At 39.0% G+C, this 20,330-nt stretch carries 15 protein-coding genes; 9 read left to right on the forward strand and 6 right to left on the reverse strand.

From position 1 onward, the window contains the following. Position 1: 1 nt before the first annotated feature. A complete protein-coding gene (locus tag IPO27_03510; protein ID MBK8845664.1) occupies positions 2-2,593 on the reverse strand; it encodes a gliding motility-associated C-terminal domain-containing protein in 2,592 nt (863 codons plus the stop codon). A 115-nt stretch (positions 2,594-2,708) separates the two neighbouring features. On the opposite strand from IPO27_03510, the gene tsaB reads away from it, so the two are divergent. Beyond that, positions 2,709-3,401 (forward strand): tRNA (adenosine(37)-N6)-threonylcarbamoyltransferase complex dimerization subunit type 1 TsaB, encoded by a 693-nt coding sequence (tsaB, locus tag IPO27_03515; GenBank protein MBK8845665.1) that lies wholly within the window; start codon positions 2,709-2,711, stop codon positions 3,399-3,401. Positions 3,402-3,450: 49 nt separating this feature from the next. Here the strand turns inward: tsaB and IPO27_03520 are convergent, their stop codons facing one another. Both IPO27_03520 and typA read right to left on the reverse strand, forming a co-directional pair. Continuing rightward, complete coding sequence (locus IPO27_03520) at positions 3,451-4,614, reverse strand: HAMP domain-containing histidine kinase (GenBank protein MBK8845666.1); 1,164 nt, start codon at positions 4,612-4,614, stop codon at positions 3,451-3,453. Positions 4,615-4,800: 186 nt separating this feature from the next. After that, positions 4,801-6,609 carry a translational GTPase TypA gene (gene typA / locus IPO27_03525; protein MBK8845667.1) on the reverse strand — a complete coding sequence of 603 codons (1,809 nt, stop codon included), beginning with the start codon at positions 6,607-6,609 and terminating at the stop codon, positions 4,801-4,803. 506 nt (positions 6,610-7,115) lie between these two features. Here typA and IPO27_03530 point away from each other — a divergent pair. Beyond that, positions 7,116-8,279, forward strand: coding sequence for a chromate transporter (locus IPO27_03530; protein MBK8845668.1), 1,164 nt, complete (start codon positions 7,116-7,118; stop codon positions 8,277-8,279). A gap of 181 nt (positions 8,280-8,460) precedes the next feature. Here IPO27_03530 and IPO27_03535 read toward each other — a convergent pair whose 3' ends face one another. The 3 genes from IPO27_03535 to IPO27_03545 all read right to left on the reverse strand — a co-directional run bounded on the left by IPO27_03535 (position 8,461) and on the right by IPO27_03545 (position 9,813). Further along, on the reverse strand, positions 8,461-8,985 hold the full coding sequence (locus tag IPO27_03535) for a universal stress protein (protein MBK8845669.1): 525 nt from the start codon (positions 8,983-8,985) through the stop codon (positions 8,461-8,463). Further along, complete coding sequence (locus IPO27_03540; GenBank protein MBK8845670.1) at positions 8,937-9,299, reverse strand: universal stress protein; 363 nt, start codon at positions 9,297-9,299, stop codon at positions 8,937-8,939. Before IPO27_03540 ends, IPO27_03535 begins: the two co-directional genes overlap by 49 nt. Before the next feature lie 238 nt (positions 9,300-9,537). Further along, positions 9,538-9,813, reverse strand: a complete 276-nt coding sequence (locus IPO27_03545) for a heavy-metal-associated domain-containing protein (GenBank protein MBK8845671.1) — start codon at positions 9,811-9,813, stop codon at positions 9,538-9,540. 163 nt (positions 9,814-9,976) lie between these two features. Between IPO27_03545 and IPO27_03550 the strand changes: the two genes are divergently transcribed. The 7 genes from IPO27_03550 (at position 9,977) to IPO27_03580 (ending at position 20,310) form a co-directional block, all read left to right on the forward strand. Continuing rightward, positions 9,977-10,408, forward strand: a complete 432-nt coding sequence (locus tag IPO27_03550; protein ID MBK8845672.1) for an Hsp20/alpha crystallin family protein — start codon at positions 9,977-9,979, stop codon at positions 10,406-10,408. 87 nt (positions 10,409-10,495) lie between these two features. Continuing rightward, positions 10,496-11,227 carry a sulfite exporter TauE/SafE family protein gene (locus IPO27_03555; protein ID MBK8845673.1) on the forward strand — a complete coding sequence of 244 codons (732 nt, stop codon included), beginning with the start codon at positions 10,496-10,498 and terminating at the stop codon, positions 11,225-11,227. 337 nt (positions 11,228-11,564) lie between these two features. Continuing rightward, positions 11,565-13,613, forward strand: coding sequence for a peptidoglycan DD-metalloendopeptidase family protein (locus tag IPO27_03560; GenBank protein MBK8845674.1), 2,049 nt, complete (start codon positions 11,565-11,567; stop codon positions 13,611-13,613). A 294-nt stretch (positions 13,614-13,907) separates the two neighbouring features. Further along, a complete protein-coding gene (locus IPO27_03565; protein MBK8845675.1) occupies positions 13,908-14,099 on the forward strand; it encodes a hypothetical protein in 192 nt (63 codons plus the stop codon). Between the two features lie 75 nt (positions 14,100-14,174). Next, positions 14,175-15,881 carry a hypothetical protein gene (locus IPO27_03570; protein MBK8845676.1) on the forward strand — a complete coding sequence of 569 codons (1,707 nt, stop codon included), beginning with the start codon at positions 14,175-14,177 and terminating at the stop codon, positions 15,879-15,881. A gap of 310 nt (positions 15,882-16,191) precedes the next feature. Then, on the forward strand, positions 16,192-18,237 hold the full coding sequence (locus tag IPO27_03575; protein ID MBK8845677.1) for a T9SS type A sorting domain-containing protein: 2,046 nt from the start codon (positions 16,192-16,194) through the stop codon (positions 18,235-18,237). 21 nt (positions 18,238-18,258) lie between these two features. Then, positions 18,259-20,310, forward strand: a complete 2,052-nt coding sequence (locus IPO27_03580; protein MBK8845678.1) for a PKD domain-containing protein — start codon at positions 18,259-18,261, stop codon at positions 20,308-20,310. The last annotated feature ends 20 nt before the right edge of the window (positions 20,311-20,330 follow it).

Here is a 20,330-nt window from a genome sequence, read left to right on the forward strand (position 1 = left end):
ATTATCTTATCAAGTGAACCACACCCGTTATCGTTTTAGTCTCTTTACGATCCAACAGGCTGTAGGTAAAAGTGCAAAGATAATAGTAAACACCTTCGGGGCAAGGATCACCGCTATTCAAATGGTTTCCATCCCAATAAATTTTCTTATCCATGGTGCGGTAAACCGGGTTTCCCCAACGATTGTAGATAGTGAATTCTGTTTTGTCAACATAACTATATACGCTCGGTTCAAAAAAATCATTGATGCCATCATTGTTAGGTGTGAATACATTTGGCAAATCAAACTTTGGGCAATTGTCTACACACACCGTGTTGCTGTTTGCTGAGTTTCCGTTACTATCCGTAACGGTGATGAAATAACATCCTCCAATTACAGGCAAACTATCATGAACATAAAGGGTGTCTGAGGTAGTATGGGTTTGATATATAAGTTGCGATGCGCTTGAACCAAGCGGAATAAAATATAGTTGCAATAAGTTCAAATCGCTGTGACAAACGCTGTCTTTCCAGCTCCAGCTAATGCTGTTAGAAGCACTGTCGCATAATTGCTTTACTGCGATTACCGGAGGGCAGGGTGCAATATTATCAACCGGAATTGCGCACAACTCCTGCGAATAGTTGTACAAAGTATCTGGCATACTTTTAATATTATATGTCCCCCATGATTTTATCTTATAGCAATGTTGCTGTCCATTCACTAATCCGGTATCTGTAAAATTTTGTTTAGAAGTGGTAGCAATGGAGTCAAAGGAGACTCCATTCCATTTATAAACTATATAAGCAAAATTAGTCCAGGGCACTTGTTCTGTCCAGGTGAGTTTAACAGACTTATCGGTGGGTTGTGCTGCAAGATAAACAGAAGAAGCAAAATGACACGTCCCCATAGCGAACTGCATGTTGGGGGTATTGTTTATCATAGTTATACTATAGCTGTAAGCCAGGCCAACAGTATTGTTAACTAGGTCTATATATGTTGTGTCGTTTATTGTGGGAAGGGTATCATACGGCAACATGGAATTGCCTGACTGCCCGGTACCTTTATTTAGAATATAATAATACGGCCCCGGAGCAACAACCGAATCTATTTCATTTGGTTTGCTCCAGGCAATATAGATTTGTCCGGCAGTTGATTGAGTAGTGTTTACCGATACATGTGTCATAAGAGGAATATCGTTGCGTAAATGCGCACATGCCTCATTGCTTGCATAGCTTTCTGCACCATCATCAAACCAGGCTATTATCAGATAACAATAATCTATTCCTTGCGAAAGGCCTGCTCCGTTGTTGTCATCGGTAAAACTTGTAGTAGTTACATTCTGTATGGTTTTAATATTGACATACCCTGTATATGAGGGCACTCCGGTTTCGCAATACGCATGGGTCCAGCCTGTGGCTCCTATGTGGCGGTATATGCTATACCCTTTTGCTTGTGCACATAAACTTTGGTCCCATGTTAAGTTGATGGTATTGCCTTGTGGCAGAGCCATAAGGTTTTGTGGAGCCGGTGCTACTATTGTTATGTTGCGCAATTGATAGTCGGCAAAGTTGAGTGGCGATGGAGGTTGTGGACTAATGTGATAGTCTACAGCTTTAAAGGAAACTGTCCACGGTTTTTTGCGAACATGGGCACAGGTGGTATTCCAGATAAACTGTGAGCTTACCGAACCCTGTGATGTTTGAATTGCAAAATAAGCAGAATCGGGTGACAGCAAAAAAGGAGCCCCTGTTGCACTTAGTGTAACATTGTCATTATCGGCATCGGTTGCAGTTACTTGAAATGTGCAGGTGCTTCCCGCTTCTACACAAGTATCGGCCATAAAGTTCAACACCGGAGGGTTGTTGGTACTAGGCAGTATCTCTATCTGCATATCGCGTGTTACGTATCCTATTTTAGTGCCGTTGCGCCATTCATTAATACTAAAGGCTACATTGTATATGCCCACCGTTACAGGAGTATTCCAAATTAAATCGCCCGTTATGGCATCAATACTAAATGATATGCTTGCAGTAGGATACGAATAACCCGGGCAGTTTACTCCTCCGTTGGCTTTACAAATTTCAAGTTGATAGGACAGGCTATCACCATCAGGGTCATAGGCTCCTGCATTATGAATAAACAACTGATTTATGGCACCCATATCAATGGGATCATTGAGCAATTGTACCGAATTATTTCCTCCAAGAAAGGGATTGATGACCAACATAGACTGCACAAAAAAAGCAACATTGGCGCTATTGTTCATATTGATAACATTGGCATTTCGGTTTTGATCTTCGAAATGCAGGATGTAAGTTGCAGGACCGGGATACTGATGCGTACCCCTATAGGTTATTTTATCTACATCCACTACACCCTGAAGAGTTTGAATATTGATACGGTCTATGGAATCTTTAGTACCATCGCCCCAGTGTAATTCTAAAACCGGCCGGTCAATATTGCTGGAGGGTTTTGTAAAAACTGTAATGGTTACTTCGTAGTAATAGGTGCCCAGTTGCTTGTAAGTAATTTCTCCGGCACGCATATGAGTTGCCCTGCATGGCCTTGATGAAAACGCCAACAAAACAATCACTATAGGTAGCAACCAACGCATTGGCTAAAGATAATTAAAAAAAGGCAAACATACCCAAGTGCAGGCAGCGATAAAAAAATGCCAAACTTTGGAAAATAAATTATGGTATTCCATTCAGCCTTTACATATTTGCCACATGCATCCAATAATATTGCATATAGAAACTGCTACCGAAACCTGTTCAATAGCTGTAAGCAAGGGGCTTGAAGTTGTAAGCAGGGTGTGGGGCAATCAACCCAAAGCGCATGCTTCGGTAATTACGCCCATGATAGAGGAGGCGTTGCAGCAGGCAAGCATGAGCCTAAGGGACATAAATGCAGTTAATGTAAGCAAAGGCCCGGGGTCGTATACGGGCTTGCGTATAGGTGTGGCAACTGCAAAAGGTTTGTGTTTTGCTTTGCAAATTCCTATGCTAAGCACCAACACACTTCAATTTTATGCCCAGCAATTTTTGCTTAATGAAAAAATTGAAACAGATGCTTTATTATGCCCCATGATAGACGCTCGAAGAATGGAGGTATATACAGCAGTCTTTGATCAATCGTTAGATTTCAGAATTCCGACAGAGGCAAAAATTTTGTCCGAAAATTCATTTGCTGATTTGTTGGCGAGTCACAAGATTTACTTCTTTGGCAATGGCGCTTTTAAATTAAAAAACCTTAATCGTTTTTTAGACTACCCGTTTATTATTGAAAATTTTAATCCTGATGCAGGATGCATGACTCCTCTTGCTGTGCAAAAATACAATACCAATCAACTGGAGGATATAGCCTACTTCGAGCCATTTTACTTAAAGGATTTTGTAACGCAATCAACATTTCACAAATGAAATGTTGCAAAGCATTAACTTTTTGTACCAAAAAAATTCTAAGAAAAAATTAAGCGGCTTGCTTGGGAAGTACAATGCGAAAAGTGGTGCCTTTGTTTAACTCACTACGCTTTACAAATATTTGTCCTTTGTGATACTCTTCCACTATCCGCTTTGAAAGACTAAGCCCGAGTCCCCATCCCCGGTTCTTAGTGGTATATCCCGGTTTGAAAACAGTATTATACTTTGACTTAGGAATTCCTTTTCCTGTATCACTTATATCAATGTAAACAAACTGGTTTTGGTCTGTTACAACAACGCCAATATCACCAACTCCGGCCATTGCATCAATGGCGTTTTTAAAAATATTTTCAAGTACCCATTCAAACAACGGCACATTCATGGGGGCAAGCACATCGTAGTCCTGTTCGTTTTTAACCTTTAAGAATACTTTTTGTGAGGTGCGTGTACGTATATAGTTGATGGAAGCCTGAATCACCTCAATTACATTTTCACGTTTTAAAGCAGGGGCACTGCCAATTTTACTAAAGCGCTCGGTAATGGTACTTAGGCGTGCTACATCTTTATCCATTTCATCTAAATTCAATTCGCTCGGATACTTCGATTTCAAATATTCGATCCATGCAGACAGTGATGATATCGGTGTGCCCAATTGATGCGCGGTTTCCTTAGCCATCCCCACCCACACCTGATTTTGTTCTGCTTTGCGTGAAGTGCTGAAGGCAAGGTAAGACACTAACAGAAACAATGCAATAATTGCTAATTGCACATAAGGGTAATAGCGTAATTGTGTTAGAATTCTTGAGTCTGCATAAAAGATGTAATCTTTTGCATTTTTGGCATAATTAATTTCAAGCGGTTCATGTTGTTTGCGCATGATAGCTAATTCACGATAGAGATACATGCTATCTTCAATAATCTTGGCCGTGTCAAGGTTAGCCGAGCTTTTAATAATAAAGTTTTCGTCTGTTTGAATAATGGGTATGGTGTGATTGCTGGCTACCACATCAAAAGTAAAGGTGAGGTCACCCGCATTTATTTCAACATCGGCAAGATGTTGGGTTGCTTTTGCCCAAAGCTCAATTTTCTTTTTTTCTTCTTCGGCTAGTTTCGATACAAGTCCATTGGTGTACCATAAGGATACTACACCAATAATCATTGCTGCTATCAGCAGCAGTAACTTCCATCGTTGCTTACGTGTGTAAATATTCAACTTTAGCAGAATTTACTTTGAACCTCGCAATATTAGTAATAGATGATAAAATAAAACATGATAAAGATCTTTTTGTGAAATCAATTTGCTCCTGTGATAAAGGAGCAACGTCTATATCACCTGCTCACTGCCTTTTTAAATCCTCTTTTTTAAATCACAAAAAAATTTCAAGATGATGCACATAACTTATGAGCCCATCGATTTTTCATACCTTTTGCGATCTTCGTGATTGAGGTGTACCTTGCGCAGGCGTATATTTTGAGGCGTTATTTCAACCATTTCATCTCCTTGAATGTATTCTAGATTTTCTTCAAGGCTCATATTAATTTTAGGAGCTATTCGTACATTATCATCGCTACCTGAAGCTCGCATATTGGTAAGTTTCTTTGTCTTAGTAATATTAATTACAAGGTCACCGGGCTTGTTTTGTTCACCAATTACCTGGCCCACGTAAATATTCTCGTTGGGGTCAACAAAAAACTGTCCGCGGTCTTGCAATCCATCAATGGCATAAGGAGTGGTGGTGCCTGCTTCGTGAGCAATGAGCACACCGTTGATGCGGCCTGGTATGTCGCCTCTCCAAGGTTTATATTCTTTGAATCGATGATTCATCACTGCACGGCCCTGTGTTGCAGTAAGCACCTGATTTCGCAAGCCTATTAAGCCACGCGATGGAATTTCAAACTCCACATGTTGCAAGTCGCCTTTGGGCTCCATCATGAGCAAGTCGCCTTTACGCATAGTGGCAAGTTCTATTACTTTGCCGGCACCTTCTTCGGGCACATCTACACTAAGTGTTTCGTATGGCTCACATTTTTCGCCATCAATGGTTTTTACTAATACTTGGGGCTGGCCAACCTGAAACTCGTACCCTTCGCGCCTCATGGTTTCAATAAGGATAGACAAATGCAATATACCACGACCATATACTAAGTATGAATCGGGCGAATTAGTTTCTACCACCCGCATGGCAAGATTTTTTTCTGTCTCCTTAAAAAGTCTGTCGCGGAGGTGACGGCTGGTTACAAACTTGCCCTCCTTACCAAAAAACGGTGAGTTGTTTATGGTAAACATCATGCTCATGGTAGGTTCGTCAACCTTTATAGATTTAAGAGGTTCAGGATTTTCTATATCAGCCACTGAATCGCCAATTTCAAAATTTTCTAATCCTGTTAATGCTACTATATCACCGGCCAATGCACTTGTCACCTTCTTTTTTCCCAAAGCTTCAAAAGTCATTAGCTCTTTAATACGGGATTTGATCACCGTGCCATCGCGCTTACAAAGGCTTACGGCCATATTTTCTTTTAATTCGCCACGAAACAACCTGCCAATAGCAATTCGGCCAACAAAGGTGGAGTAATCTAAAGAGGTAATAAGCATTTGTGGTGTTCCTTGGTGGCGTGGTGCCGGAGGCACATTGGCAAGTATTGAATCAAGTAATGGGGTTATATCTTCGGTTGGTTTTTTCCAGTCCTCGCTCATCCATCCTTGCTTACTGCTACCATATATGGTAGGAAAATCTAACTGGTCCTGCGTAGCATCGAGGTTAAAGAACAAATCAAAAACGGCTTCGTGCACTTCATCGGGGCGGCAGTTTTCTTTATCAACTTTATTAATTACAAGGATAGGTTTCAGGCCTGCCTTAAGTGCTTTTTCTGTAACAAAGCGAGTTTGAGGCATGGGGCCTTCAAATGCATCTACAAGAAGCAAAACTCCATCGGCCATGCTCATTACACGCTCTACTTCACCTCCAAAATCCGCGTGACCTGGTGTGTCAATGATGTTGATTTTTACATCTTTATAAATAACACTCACATTTTTGCTAACGATGGTAATTCCACGTTCGCGTTCAAGGTCGTTGTTATCTAATATGAGTTCGCCTGTTTCCTGATTTTCGCGAAAAATGTTTGTTTGATGTAGTATTTTATCAACCAAGGTGGTTTTACCGTGGTCAACGTGAGCGATAATCGCTATATTCCTGATTTCTTGCATTTATTGTTTGCTCCCCTTTATTTTTTTGAGCGCGCGAAAGTAGTATTATTAAGTGTATTTGCCAATGTATAAACACCTTGCGCATTCAAGGGGCTTGATTTTAATTGAATTTTTGCTCCATTTATAGAAATGAAAGCCGCGCTTTGGCAAAATATTCTCAATCCGTTAACCCAACTAACTATTATAAGCTAAGTAATGCCAGTAAATGCAGCTTAGACATAAATCTTGATAACTGCTACCTATGGCAAAGTACAAACTAGAATGAAGTTAGCATATACATGCACCAGAATTGCAGAAATGGTTGAGACTCATCTTACAACGGTACCATATTTTTATTCGTGTCAATAGTTGTAAAATATTGATTAATAAGCCATTTGCCATCTCAAAACTGTAATGCTCATCAAACAATTCTTTCTTTTTCGAAGATGAACTAAATGGAAGTTCCTTTTAATAAAAAAACAGATTCAGCTAAAAGCTTTATGTTTATCCCTGTTTAAAATATTTGTATGAGTAAAACTTTTATCAAGCCCAATTATAGCTTGCGGCAGCTTGCAGGGTATTTCCTTAAATTAGGGTACACGGGTTTTGGCGGTCCGGTAGCGTTGGTAGGATACATGCATCGCGATTTGGTTGAAAATCGCAAATGGATTAACGAAGATGAATATAAGGAAGGGCTTGCCCTTGCTCAATTGGCACCGGGACCACTTGCTGCGCAATTGGGCATATATATTGGCTTTGTGCATTATGGTGTAATGGGAGCAACGATTTGCGGACTGGCATTTGTTATCCCATCGTTTATAATGGTAGTGTTAATTGGGATGGCTTATAAAATGTTTGGTGGCCTGGCATGGATGCAGGCAGTATTCTATGGGGTTGGAGCTGCTGTAATTGGAATTATAGCTATGAGTAGTTATAAGCTAACCATTAAGACAGTAAGTAAATTTAATGTAGAAGAAATAAAGTCGAAGTGGTTGTTGTGGGTTTTTTATTTGATTGCAGGAATGGTAACTGTAATTACTCAATCGGAAGAGGTGTTGTTATTTATTGCAGCAGGAATAATTTATATGCTGATAAAAGCACCCCCAAAATTTATAATTGGCCGTGCAAATACAATCCTGTTAACTGGTATAGGGTTTTGGAGTTTTGAGTGGAGCGAGTTAGGAAAGATAGCATGGTTTTTTACCAAGGCCGGAGCCTTTGTTTTTGGCAGTGGCTTGGCCATTGTTCCTTTTTTACATGGCGGAGTTGTAACCGAATATCAATGGCTAACCGAAAAACAATTTGTAGATGCGGTAGCAGTGGCCATGATTACGCCAGGGCCTGTGGTAATTACCGTTGGTTTTATTGGATACTTGGTAGCGGGCTTTCCAGGGGCTTCGGTTGCTGCACTTGCTACTTTTGTGCCGTGCTATTTGTTTACCATTATACCTGCGCCTTACTTTAATAAGATTGCCAAAAACGAAAGTATAAAAGCATTTGTTGATGGAATAACTGCTGCTGTAATAGGCGCTTTGGTTGGTGCAGTAATAATTATAGCATCGCGCAGTATAACCGATATTCCCACAGCCATTATTGCCATTGCAGCCGTATTAGCTTTAATCTATATTAAAAAAATTCAGGAGCCTTACATTATTCTGGCTGCTGCTGCTTTGGGTTTGTTAATTAAATAGGTCCTTTAACCTGAAAGTACAACATCATAACATGAACTAAGGTGATTCCATTTATTTATATAGGTACTTAGTGGCAACTAATCCTAAAAAAAGAAGGCATCATAGATGCCTTTAAAATTCAAAAAATTTTGTGGTATTTTTAGTTGTGAAAACTATTGGTCTTAAGAATGTTTAGTCTTCATTAATTAAATATATCATCGGCATGCAAAATAATAATCGGTAAATTGTTTAGTAGCGCTACACGCTGTGTTACACTCTTGCTAAATATGGCTCCTAATACATTACGATGACGGTGATATACAACCAGACAATCTGCCTTCTGTTTTTTCAAAAAATAATCAATCCCCTTAGTTACATCATCATCGCTACACACATATCCCGATTTTTTTCTATAAGAAATAAACTGTTTAGATTTTCGGGTTAGCATTGTTAGTACCTCCTCATCATTCTTGTTGCCGGCACTATCAATATGTAAAACGACAATTTCTGAATCAAACTTCTTTGCCAATGGGAAAAGCTCGCGTGCCTGCACCATATTTTCATTTGTTAAATCGGTGGTGTACACAATTTTTTCCAGACCATCAAATCTTGCTTTTGCCGGCACTAGCATTACCTTACAAGGGGCATTATTAGCTACTCGCAAAGCATTGCTTCCTGTTATGAATCGCTCTGTTGCGGTGGTGCCGGTAGAACCCATAATAACCATATCCGCTTTTTCTCGATAGCTATTTCAATAATACGGGCCGAAGGCAATCCTTGCTGTATAAGCAGTTCTACATTCTTTTCGGTATCGCCTACTACTTTGTTGCAAAACTTTTTTAAGCTTTCATAGGCTTCGCTTTGCAAGGTTTCGAAATCCAAACTTGCCACAAACGGTGCCACATCGCTATACAGTACCGGAGTCATGTAAGCATGCATCAGAATAATTTTGGATTTTAACACTTGATTTAATTGAACGGCATAGCGCACTGCATTTTCAGACGATGCTGAAAAGTCTACTGGACAAAGTATTGTTTGCATATTATTATTTTTTTAGATTTCACAAAGTACTAACTTTCGAGCTACAAGTTTTCAAGATATTTATTTTGTTGAAATATGATTAATATCATTTAATTAATCAACCCATTGGTTTTTAAAAAAAAGGGCTTAAGCAGCCTCAACATCTTTCCTAAAAGGGATAATTCCGGCTTTGCTATAATTCATCGCTTTCATAATCAGGCAACTTGAAAATAGCACAATCATTCAAGGTGGCCAATTATTAATTGCTCATACGCCCTACCATACAACTCATGTAACTTTTGATTTGTGTGAGCAATCCGTTTTCTTCCGTTGCTTCAGGATATCCCAATGATAAAAGCTTGCTGGTGATGGTTTCACGGTCAACAAAAGCATCGTGTGTTACAAGCACTATATCCTTATCATTTTGTACTTCTACGGCCGACACCCCTTTAAGGTCACCAATTTTATTTCGGATGGTAGTGGCACATCCATCACATTTTAAATTGGCAACAACAATTGTTTCAATAGTCGTCATTTTTTTTAATTATTTAATCTAACAAAGGTATCGCAAACAAGACGCGTCTAATATGATAACAATCAGTGATTGAACTGACAATATACATTTACCATCGCCAAATTGCCAATTACCTTTGTCTCAATCAAAATTAAAGTTTAACTAATTAAATAAAGAAAGAAAGATGTCAATTATTAAAAGAAACAATTCGTACTGGGGTTTAAGCCCAATGTTTTCTGACTTTTTTGGAGCTGACGATTTTAACTTTGACAAGTCATTAAGAAGCGATTTTTTACCTGCTGTAAATGTAGCCGAAGATGACAAGAAATATGAGATTGAATTAGCCGCTCCGGGTTTGTCAAAAGAAGATTTTAAGATTAATGTTGAAAAGGGTATGCTAACCATTTCGGCAGAGCGAAAAGAGGAAAAGGAAGAGTTACAAAAAAACTATACACGACAAGAGTATAGCTATCAATCATTCAGCCGCTCATTTGCATTGCCCGACAATGCAATGGAAGACGATATAAAAGCGCGATATGAAAACGGTGTATTAAAACTAGATGTAGCGAAAAAATTAGTAACGGTTTCCAAAACCAAGGAAATTGAAGTTACTTAAACACCCGCGCAAAACAAACTTGTCTTATCTGCTGCCTGCATTAGCAGGCAGTTTTTTTTATTATAACTTAACATAGCTTTTTATTTTATGACCTGGGTGTTTGCCATTCTTGCATTGGTGTGCGAAATTATAGGAACTGTAGGCGGGTTTGGCTCTTCCGTTTTTTTTGTGCCATTGGCAAGTTTTTTTTATGATTTTAAAACGGTGCTTGGACTTACCGCACTGTTACATGTGTTTAGCAACCTTGCCAAAATTATTTTGTTTTTCAGGCACATTAATAAACGTCTGTTTTTGATATATGCTATTCCCAGCATAATAGCTGTAACCATAGGTGCAGTATTAGTAACACGTATGAATCTTAAATATGCCGAAATAGCTATGAGCATTTTTTTGATTTTGTTTAGTTTGTTCTTTTTTATCAATAGAAATTTAAAGCTCATGCCAACTAACGCAAATGCAGTTGCAGGCGGAAGCATAGCTGGTTTTGCTGCCGGACTTTTAGGAACCGGAGGCGCTATACGCGGAGCAAGTATGGCCGCTTTTAATCTGGAGAAAAATGTCTTTGTGGGTACCTCTGCAGCTATTGATATGGGAGTTGACCTTTGCCGTTCGGTTATTTACCTCGATAGCGGCTTTGTTCAAGTTAAGTACCTTTACCTTATTGCCATACTTGTTGCCGTTTCTTTTGTTGGTACGTATTTAGGAAAACTTATACTTAACCGCATTAATCAAGAGCAATTTAAAATGACGGTTCTGATATTAATTATTTTGATAGGGCTGATAACACTCATAAAAGTTTTGAAATCCTGGAATGGATGATGTGGTTTTTCTTGCTGACAGCAAAAAAGCTATAAGCCTAAAAGCAATAGACATAAACAAAACGTGGCCTATAGAATTATTACAAAAGCTAGTTCGCTTCTTTATTTTTAGGTAATAATATCTAACCGTAGAGCAGCAAGAATCTTGAAAATGGCTGCCTGAAGACGCAAGGGCTTCAATACTTTTACAGCTTTGATATAAGGGAATAAATTAATTTTGTGGTTATTGGACTTTACACACGCTAGCTTGATTTAACTTACATTTTTTTTGTTAACTAAACAAAATGTAAGTTTATTATTATTTTCACACCTCATTATTTTATTAAATAGAATTATATATGAAAAGATTAAAATTTACTTTAACATGGATGATGGTGATTTGCACTTGGGCTTTGCAAGCGCAGGTACTACAGGCAGACGGTGGCGGAAGTGCCCCTGTTACTAATAACGAGTGCCTGTCTCTAAAGGATTACACGGTAATTTATGAAGCGTTAAAGATAAGCAGGCAAAAACTACAGATGGAAGGTATACTATTACCTTTACAGCCAAATGTCAAAATGATTACGCTGTTCCAATGGCCGCTGAAAAAGGCAACATCACTTAACGACCCCGGATATTGGTCAATTTCCAATTACCTCGATCAGGATAATACACCTGCAATTAAAGATTATAACTGCGGCAACATTGCCTATAATGGTCACAAGGGCACGGATATTTTTACCTGGCCTTTTTGGTGGTACAAAATGGATAATAATCAGGTTGAAGTTATAGCTGCCGCTCCTGGTACTATAATCTATAAAAGCAATGGTAACTTTGACCGCAGTTGCACTACCAACAACAACCAATGGAATGCCATTTATATTCAGCATAACGATGGCAGCATTGCCTGGTATGGTCATCTTAAAAATAATTCGATTACCTCCAAAGCTGTGGGTGCAACGGTGACCCTTGGCGAGTACCTGGGTGTAGTAGGAAGTAGTGGCAACAGCACCGGCCCACATTTACACTTTGAAGTATACGATCCCAACGGTGCGCTTGTAGACCCCTGGCAAGGCACATGCAACACTAAGAACGCAAACTCCTGGTGGGCGGCTCAAGTTCCCTATACAGAGTCAGGACTAAATGCATTGAAAACACACAATGCTGCCCCGGTTTTTCCCGCATGCCCTGCTACAGAAACATTAAACTATAAGGATAATTTTTGTGGAGGCAACACGGTGTATTTTGCCAGCTACTATCACAATCAACAAAATGGCCAAACTGCGCAGCATAAAATTTATATGCCTAACAATTCCATCTGGCAACAATGGACACAAAACTTTACTGTTTTCTACTCCGCTTCGTGGTGGTACTGGACATGGGTCTTGCCAACTAATGCAAGTACCGGCACATGGCGATACGAGATTACCTACCTTGGAAATACCTATACACATTTCTTTACAGTTGGTGCGGTGGCAACTATATCGCCCGCAAGCCCAACAATACTTTGCCAGGGGCAAAGCACCGTTTTAACTGCTAATGGTGGTAACTCCTATCTGTGGAGCAACGGTGCTACAACACAGTCTATCAGTGTGTCATCTTCAGGAACATATACGGTGTCAGTTACTAATAGCTGTGGTGCAGTCAGTTCATCGCCACACCAGGTAACAGTGAATTCGTTACCCACAGCTACTATTACTCCTGCAGGTGCCACTACCTTTTGCAAAGGAGCTAGTGTATTGTTGCAAGCCAATACCGGCCAAGGGCTATCCTATCTATGGATGAAAAACAATGTAAGTATTTCGAATGCTACGCTCTCAAATTATACAGCTACGTTATCAGGAACCTATAAAGTGCGGGTAACCAATGCCAATGGATGTACTAAAGTTTCTGCCGGACGGGCAGTTACAGTTAGTCCTATGCCTGCTGCTACTATTACCCCATCGGGCAATGTAAGTTTATGTGCTGGCGATAGCCTCCAGGTGCAAGCCAACAATGGAAATGGCCTTGCCTATCAGTGGCGTAAGGGATCCAATGCCATCAATGGCGCAACCGCAAATAGTTATCAGATTAAGTCTGCAGGAACGTATAGGGTAGTAGTTACAAATTCATTTGGCTGTACCAAAACTTCTCCGTCAACTATAGCAACTATCAATTGCAAAGTTAGTTCTGAGTTAAAATCGGGTCCGTCATTTTCTTTTGATTTGGGTACACAAGCCGTCAGCTTGAATACGAACGATAAGCAATATGAATTTATAGTTGTCAATGACTTGGGTGAGCTAGTGTGGAGCCAAATGGTGAAAGGGATAAACACGTTTCAGTTGCCACAAGAGTGGCAACATGGTGTTTATATTGCTTCGTTATATAGTAATGATGATGTGCATACTATAAAGTGTATTAAACATTAATAATATACCTTTTCATAAAAGTAAAAGGGCTGCTGTGGCAGCCCTTTATTTGTTTGAATTAGAAGATTTAACATGTAATTATTCATGCCATTTAACAAATCGACTTCTTGTTTGTTTATATAAATAAATTTTAAGGCAAGAATAAATAAGCCTAAAAAGAATTGTTGGTGGTAAGCATAAAGAAAGCATAGGCAAAAATTTTATGAACAAAATTGGGTAAATCATAGATAAAAACTTTGCATACTATTTGCTTTACATCATCGTTTGATATTAGTTAATTAGCACCACTTAAATCTGAACCATATGTTTGAATACACCAAGCAGGTTTTGCAAAAGGTAAGTTTTGACCGAGAACTATTTCGCAAAGAATTATATAAAGCCCTCCAATGGCTTAAGAATGATGAAAAGAAAATGCTTATGATGTGGTGCATTGCCACTTTTGGAGCAAAATACATGGACATTATACAACAGGCGTTTAAGAAATAAATTTTATTTTTTCTTTTTCCTGCAGCAGCGGGCTTCAATTCTATTAAATTTGGTAGCCCAAATAATAAGCTGTTTATGAAATCACTTTACCTTGCAATCGTAATGTTTACGCTAAGTCCCTCTGGGTTGCACCTTGCCGCTCAAGACGTTTCGAAAAAATATTTAAAGAACCAAACGGTAACAGTTGCCGAGTGCAATAGCTTCTACTTTAACCTTAGCGATAATTTCGAAAATGTTACTATAAACGAAGAAGGCCTAAGCGATGCCAATCGCCCTATATATTCCGTATTACTCACCTCTGATGCCAAGTATGATAGTACTAAGCTTTGCCTGATGATAATGAATGGCATTCATCCCGGAGAGCCTTGTGGAATTGATGCTTCAATGAATTTTGCCTATTGGTTGCTTACCGAAAGCAAGGCAATTCTCTCCAAAATTAACGTGATAATTATTCCAATATATAATGTGGATGGAGCACAAAATCGCAACGGTTTTTCACGAGCAAATCAAAACGGACCAGAAGAATATGGATTTAGAGGCAATGCGATAAACCTTGATTTAAACCGTGACTTTATAAAAGCTGATTCACGAAACACCTTGGTGTTTCAGCAATTGTTTCATCGATATAAACCGCATATTTTTGCCGATACACATATTAGTGATGGAGCCGACTATACCTATACGATGACGCTGATTGATTCACAAAAAGATAAAATATCTCCAGTAATTTCCAGCTACATGCAACAATCTTTTTTGCCTCAACTGTATAAGATTATGAAAAAAAGGAACGATGAAATGATTCCCTATGTTGAAACCATTGACGAATCGCCCGATTCGGGGATAGTTGCCTTTATGGATGGTTGCCGATATTCTACCGGGTACACCAGTCTGTTTAACACATTTTCGTTTGTTACTGAAAGCCATATGCTAAAACCATACCCGGAGCAGGTGCAATCAACATTTAATTTATTGCAATCAATAGCCGAGTACTCCTCGCAACATGGTAACGATATAATATCCATAAAGAAAAAAGCAGAAGAGTATACCAAAACACAAAAAGTGTTTGGATTAGATTGGCAACTGGATAAGACGAAAAGCGATAGCCTTTTGTTTAAAGGATATGGCGCAGAGTATGTTACAAGCACAGTAACTAACTCACCTTACATAGTCTATAACCGCAGCAAGCCTTACGAAAAGATGATACCATACTTCAATACCTATACAGCAACCGTTACAACAAAATTGCCACAGGCGTATGTAATACCCCAGCAATGGGAAAAGGTAGTTGAGCGGTTAAGACAATCGAATATCGAAATGAGCAGGCTAAATGCAGATACTACCATATTGGTTACTGCTACCTATATTAAGGATTATAGCTCGCCCAAGCGTCCTTATGAGAACCACCATCTTCACTCAAAAATTGAACTTACCCGGGAAAATCATCATGTGCAGTTTAGCAAGGGAGATTTTGTTATCTACTGTAATCAGGCAGGTAATGCTTACCTGGCAAATGTGCTTGAAGCAAATGCTCCGGATGGTTTTTTTGCATGGAATTTTTTTGATGCCATACTTAATCAAAAGGAATGGTTTAGCCCTTATTTGTTTCAACCAATTGCACAAAAACTTTTGTCTCAAAACCCCGAATTAAAATCGGATTTTGAAAAGTATGTGCGTGATAACAAATTTGAGAAAAATGAATGGGAACAGCTAGCATATATTTACCGCCACTCTCCTTACTACGAAAAATCACACAATCGTTACCCCGTATTCCGTATCGAATAATCTTTGATTACTTATTTTTTTGAATTCAGGTTTTAGCCTGCTGTAATGGGTAATACTTGTCAAAAAATAATCAATACCCAACGGGAAACTGTGTATTTATTTGTATGAAAATTCGTGACTACACCTTTTTGATTTTTATTGTGCCTTTTCAATGCCTTTAGATTAAAGCAATTTTGATAGCATAAGATGCATTTTAACAAATAAATCTGCTTTTCAACCAATACTTACTTTCAAAGGTTTATTTTAATATGGTTTTTTAAAAATAAGCTTACATTTGAAACCAACTTTACAAAACCTAAATTGTCAAAATATGAGAAAAATTTACTCGATTATCTTTTGTTTTCTTACCACAATATCAGTAGCACAAAAGGAGACCATCCTGTGGTATTTTAGTAATACCTGTGCGCTTGATTTTACAAGCGGTGTTCCAGTGGCTTTGGGCAACAGTGCGATGAATCAATATGAAGGCAGCAGCAGCATCTGCGATAAGCAAGGCAATTTGCTGTTTTATACAGATGGTATGAGTATATGGAACAGCAATCATGTTAACATGCCCAATGGTACCGGCTTAATGGGGAATTTCTCTTCCAATCAGTCGGCACTCATCGTGCCCGATCCTGCCAATACACAACAATATTATGTGTTTTGTAATTCGATGTCTGACCTTTATTACTCGGTAGTTGATATGACTTTAAACGGAGGACTAGGTGATGTTACCACAAAAAATGTCTTTCTTAAGTCGAACATTTCAGAAAAACTTGCGGGTGTAAAACATGCCAATGGAAGTGATTATTGGATAATGGTTCATGGTGCTGGCAACAGTGAATTTTATGCTTATCTGCTAACTTCTGCAGGTGTAAATTTGGTTCCGGTAACCACTACAACCGGAGCGCCTGATGCAGGTTCAATTGGTCAAATGCAGTTTTCGCCTGATGGTAAGTGGGTTGCGTTTACCACCTACGCTTCATCAACTAATGCATGCGTATCAGAGTTTGATAATACTACAGGAATTCCTTTTAATTCATTTAGCATTCCATATTCCAACCAAATTTATGGCTGCACTTTCAGTCCAAATAGTAAGTATTTTTACCATCAGGGCAATCCATCTCCGGCAGGGGTTTTTCAATATGACCTCACCCTGGGCAATTCGGCAGCAATTATTGCTTCGGGCACAAGTGTGGGCACAGGAGTAAGCGGACATCATATGGGTCAAATGCAAATAGGGCCTGACAAAAAAGTATATCTTGCAATGGATGGCTTAAATTATTTGGCTGTTATTAATAATCCTGACTCGCCTGCAGCTTCAGTAAACTTTCAGCAAAATGGGGTATCATTAATTGGAACCAATGGATTAGGATTGCCCAACTACGTAGCAAGTTATTTTACGAATAACGCCATCATTCAAAATTTCTGTTTTGGCGATTCTACCTCGTTTGTTGTAGCCGACTCTGCAGTGCTTGCTGCTGTAGCATGGGACTTTGGTGATCCAAGTACAGGGCCACTAAATGCAAGTTACAGTTTCTCGACCAATCATGTTTTTTCTGCTCCGGGTACATACACTGTGCAACTAATAGTTGTGTATCTAAATACTACGGTCGATACACTGAGTTATCAGGTTGAAATAAAATTATGCAATGCTGTAGTTGCAAACCTTGCATCAAGCGATACGCTTTTCTGCGATAAGAATTGCATCGACTTTTACGATCAATCGCAATTTAACCCTTCTTCTTGGCAATGGACATTTACAGGCGCATCGCCATCTTCGTCTACCGATCAGAATCCAACTAATATCTGTTATAACAATTATGGCAGTTTTAATGTCTCGCTTATTGCCTGCAATGCTGCAGGTTGCGATACGGTCACCTTCCCCAATTTTATTGTCGACTTTCAATTGCCAGCGGCACCCGTAATTACCTTAACCGGCAATGTTCTTAGTTGTACGCCAGCATTTAGTTATCAATGGTACATTGTAGGCGATACCAATGTGTATAGCACCGCACAATCATTTACTCCTACTGTTAACGGAAATTATTATGTTCTCATTACTGATAGCAACGGATGTCAGAATCCAAGTAATGTTATCGGGTTTTATTTGGATGTGTCAACGGTGGTTTCAGCAAATGGTTTTGTAATTTCTCCTAATCCATTTAATGACTTTATTAATGTGCAGTATTTGAATGGATTAAACGGACAATTAAACTATGTGGTTTATGACATTACATCACGGGTAGTTAAGCAAGGTATAGTAAGCGAACAGAACAATTTAATTAATCTTCAAAAGTTGTCACGTGGAGTATATACGCTTGCCTTGTTAAGCGAAACAGCGAGCTACAGATTTACGCTCGTAAAACAGTAACAATTAAAAATTCTTAATTATATGAAAACAAAAATCACTCTTGCACTGATTATATTGGTGCAAATTTCTTTTGCTCAATATGAAACTACCAAATGGTATTTCAGCAATAACTCGGCACTTGATTTTATAAGTGGAACACCGGTGGCATTAACAAACAGCGCCATGAATCAATATGAAGGCAGCTCAAGTATTGCCGATAATCAGGGAAATCTATTGTTTTATACAGATGGTGTTACAGCGTGGAACGCCAACCATCAGGTAATGCCCAATGGCAGCGGTATGTTTGGTAATTCTACTACTAATCAGTCGGCTCTTATTGTTCCCGACCCGGCCAATACCAATCAATATTATATTTTCTCTAACTCTACCGTTTCAATTTATTACTCCATTGTAGACATGACACTGAACGGAGGCCTTGGTGATGTAACCGCTACCAAAAGCGTCTTTCTTGTTTCCGGTATTTCGGAAAAACTAGCTGCGGTAAAACATGCTAATGGCACCGATTATTGGATAATGAGCCATGGTAACAGTAACAATACGTTTATTGCATTTTTGCTGACAGCGGCAGGTGTAAACAATGTACCCGTTAACTCCAATGTAGGGATTGTGGATAATGGCGCTATAGGTCAAATGCATTTTTCGCCTAATGGAAAGCATGTAGCCTTTAGCACAGTAAGTGGAACTTCTACAGCAAGTGTTTGCGATTTTGATAACCTTTCAGGTGTTGTTTCAAATGCTACCAATGTGCCTATCAGTACCCAAATATATGGATGTGGATTTTCACCTAACAGCCGCTTTTTTTATCATATACAAAATCCAACACCCGGTGCGGTATATCAATATGATTTAGATGCCGGTAATTCGGCTGCCATCATTGCATCACAAGTTAATCTTGGTCCGGGCCCTAACCAATACAATCTTGGGCAAATGCAAATTGGACATGATAAGAAATTATACATTGCACTGGATGGGAATACTCAATTGGGGGTTATTAATTATCCCGATTCGCTTGGAGCAGCTTGTGGATATTCGCTCTCAGGACCATCGTTGGGCGGCAAAACCTGTGGGCTTGGTTTACCTAATTTTACCTCCAGTTATTTTACTCAACAAGCGCTAATTAATAATTTTTGCTTTGGCGATACAACCACATTTGTAGCTTCTGATAGTTTGGCGCTTGCAGCCATAGCATGGGATTTTGGTGACCCAAGTACAGGGCCATTAAATGTGAGCTACAGTTTTTCAACCAGCCATGTGTTTTCGGCACCAGGCAATTACACGGTTCAAATGGTAGTGGTTTATCTCAACACAGTAATTGATACATTAACTTTTGATGTGGAGATTAAATTATGCAATGCAGTGGTTGCAAACCTTGCCTCAAGCGATACGCTTTTCTGCGATAAGAATTGCATCGACTTTTACGATCAATCGCAATTTAACCCTTCTTCCTGGCAATGGACATTTACAGGCGCATCGCCATCTTCGTCTACCGATCAGAATCCAACTAATATCTGTTATAACAATTATGGCAGTTTTAATGTCTCGCTTATTGCCTGCAATGCTGCAGGTTGCGATACGGTCACCTTCCCCAATTTTATTGTCGAGTTTCAATTGCCAGCGGCACCCGTAATTACCTTAACCGGCAATGTTCTTAGTTGTACGCCAGCATTTAGTTATCAATGGTACATTGTAGGCGATACCAATGTGTATAGCATCGCTCAATCGTTTACTCCTACTGTTAACGGAAATTATTATGTTCTCATTACTGATAGCAACGGATGTCAGAATCCAAGTAATGTTATCGGGTTTTATTTGGATGTGCAAACGATGGTTTCATCAAATGGTTTTGTGATTTCTCCTAATCCATTTAATGACCTTATTAGCGTGAAGAATTTAAATGGTATAAAAGGAAAATTAAACTATGTGGTTTATGACATTACATCGCGTGTTGTTAAGCAGGGTATAATAAGTGAACAGAACAATTTAATTAGTCTTGAAAATTTGTCACGGGGAGTATATACGCTTGCCTTGTTAAGCGAAACAGCGAGCTACAGATTTACGATCATAAGACAATAGTAATTTATAAGTTCTTAATT

The organism is Bacteroidota bacterium, from assembly GCA_016714535.1.
GTDB lineage: Bacteria > Bacteroidota > Bacteroidia > AKYH767-A > OLB10 > JADKFV01.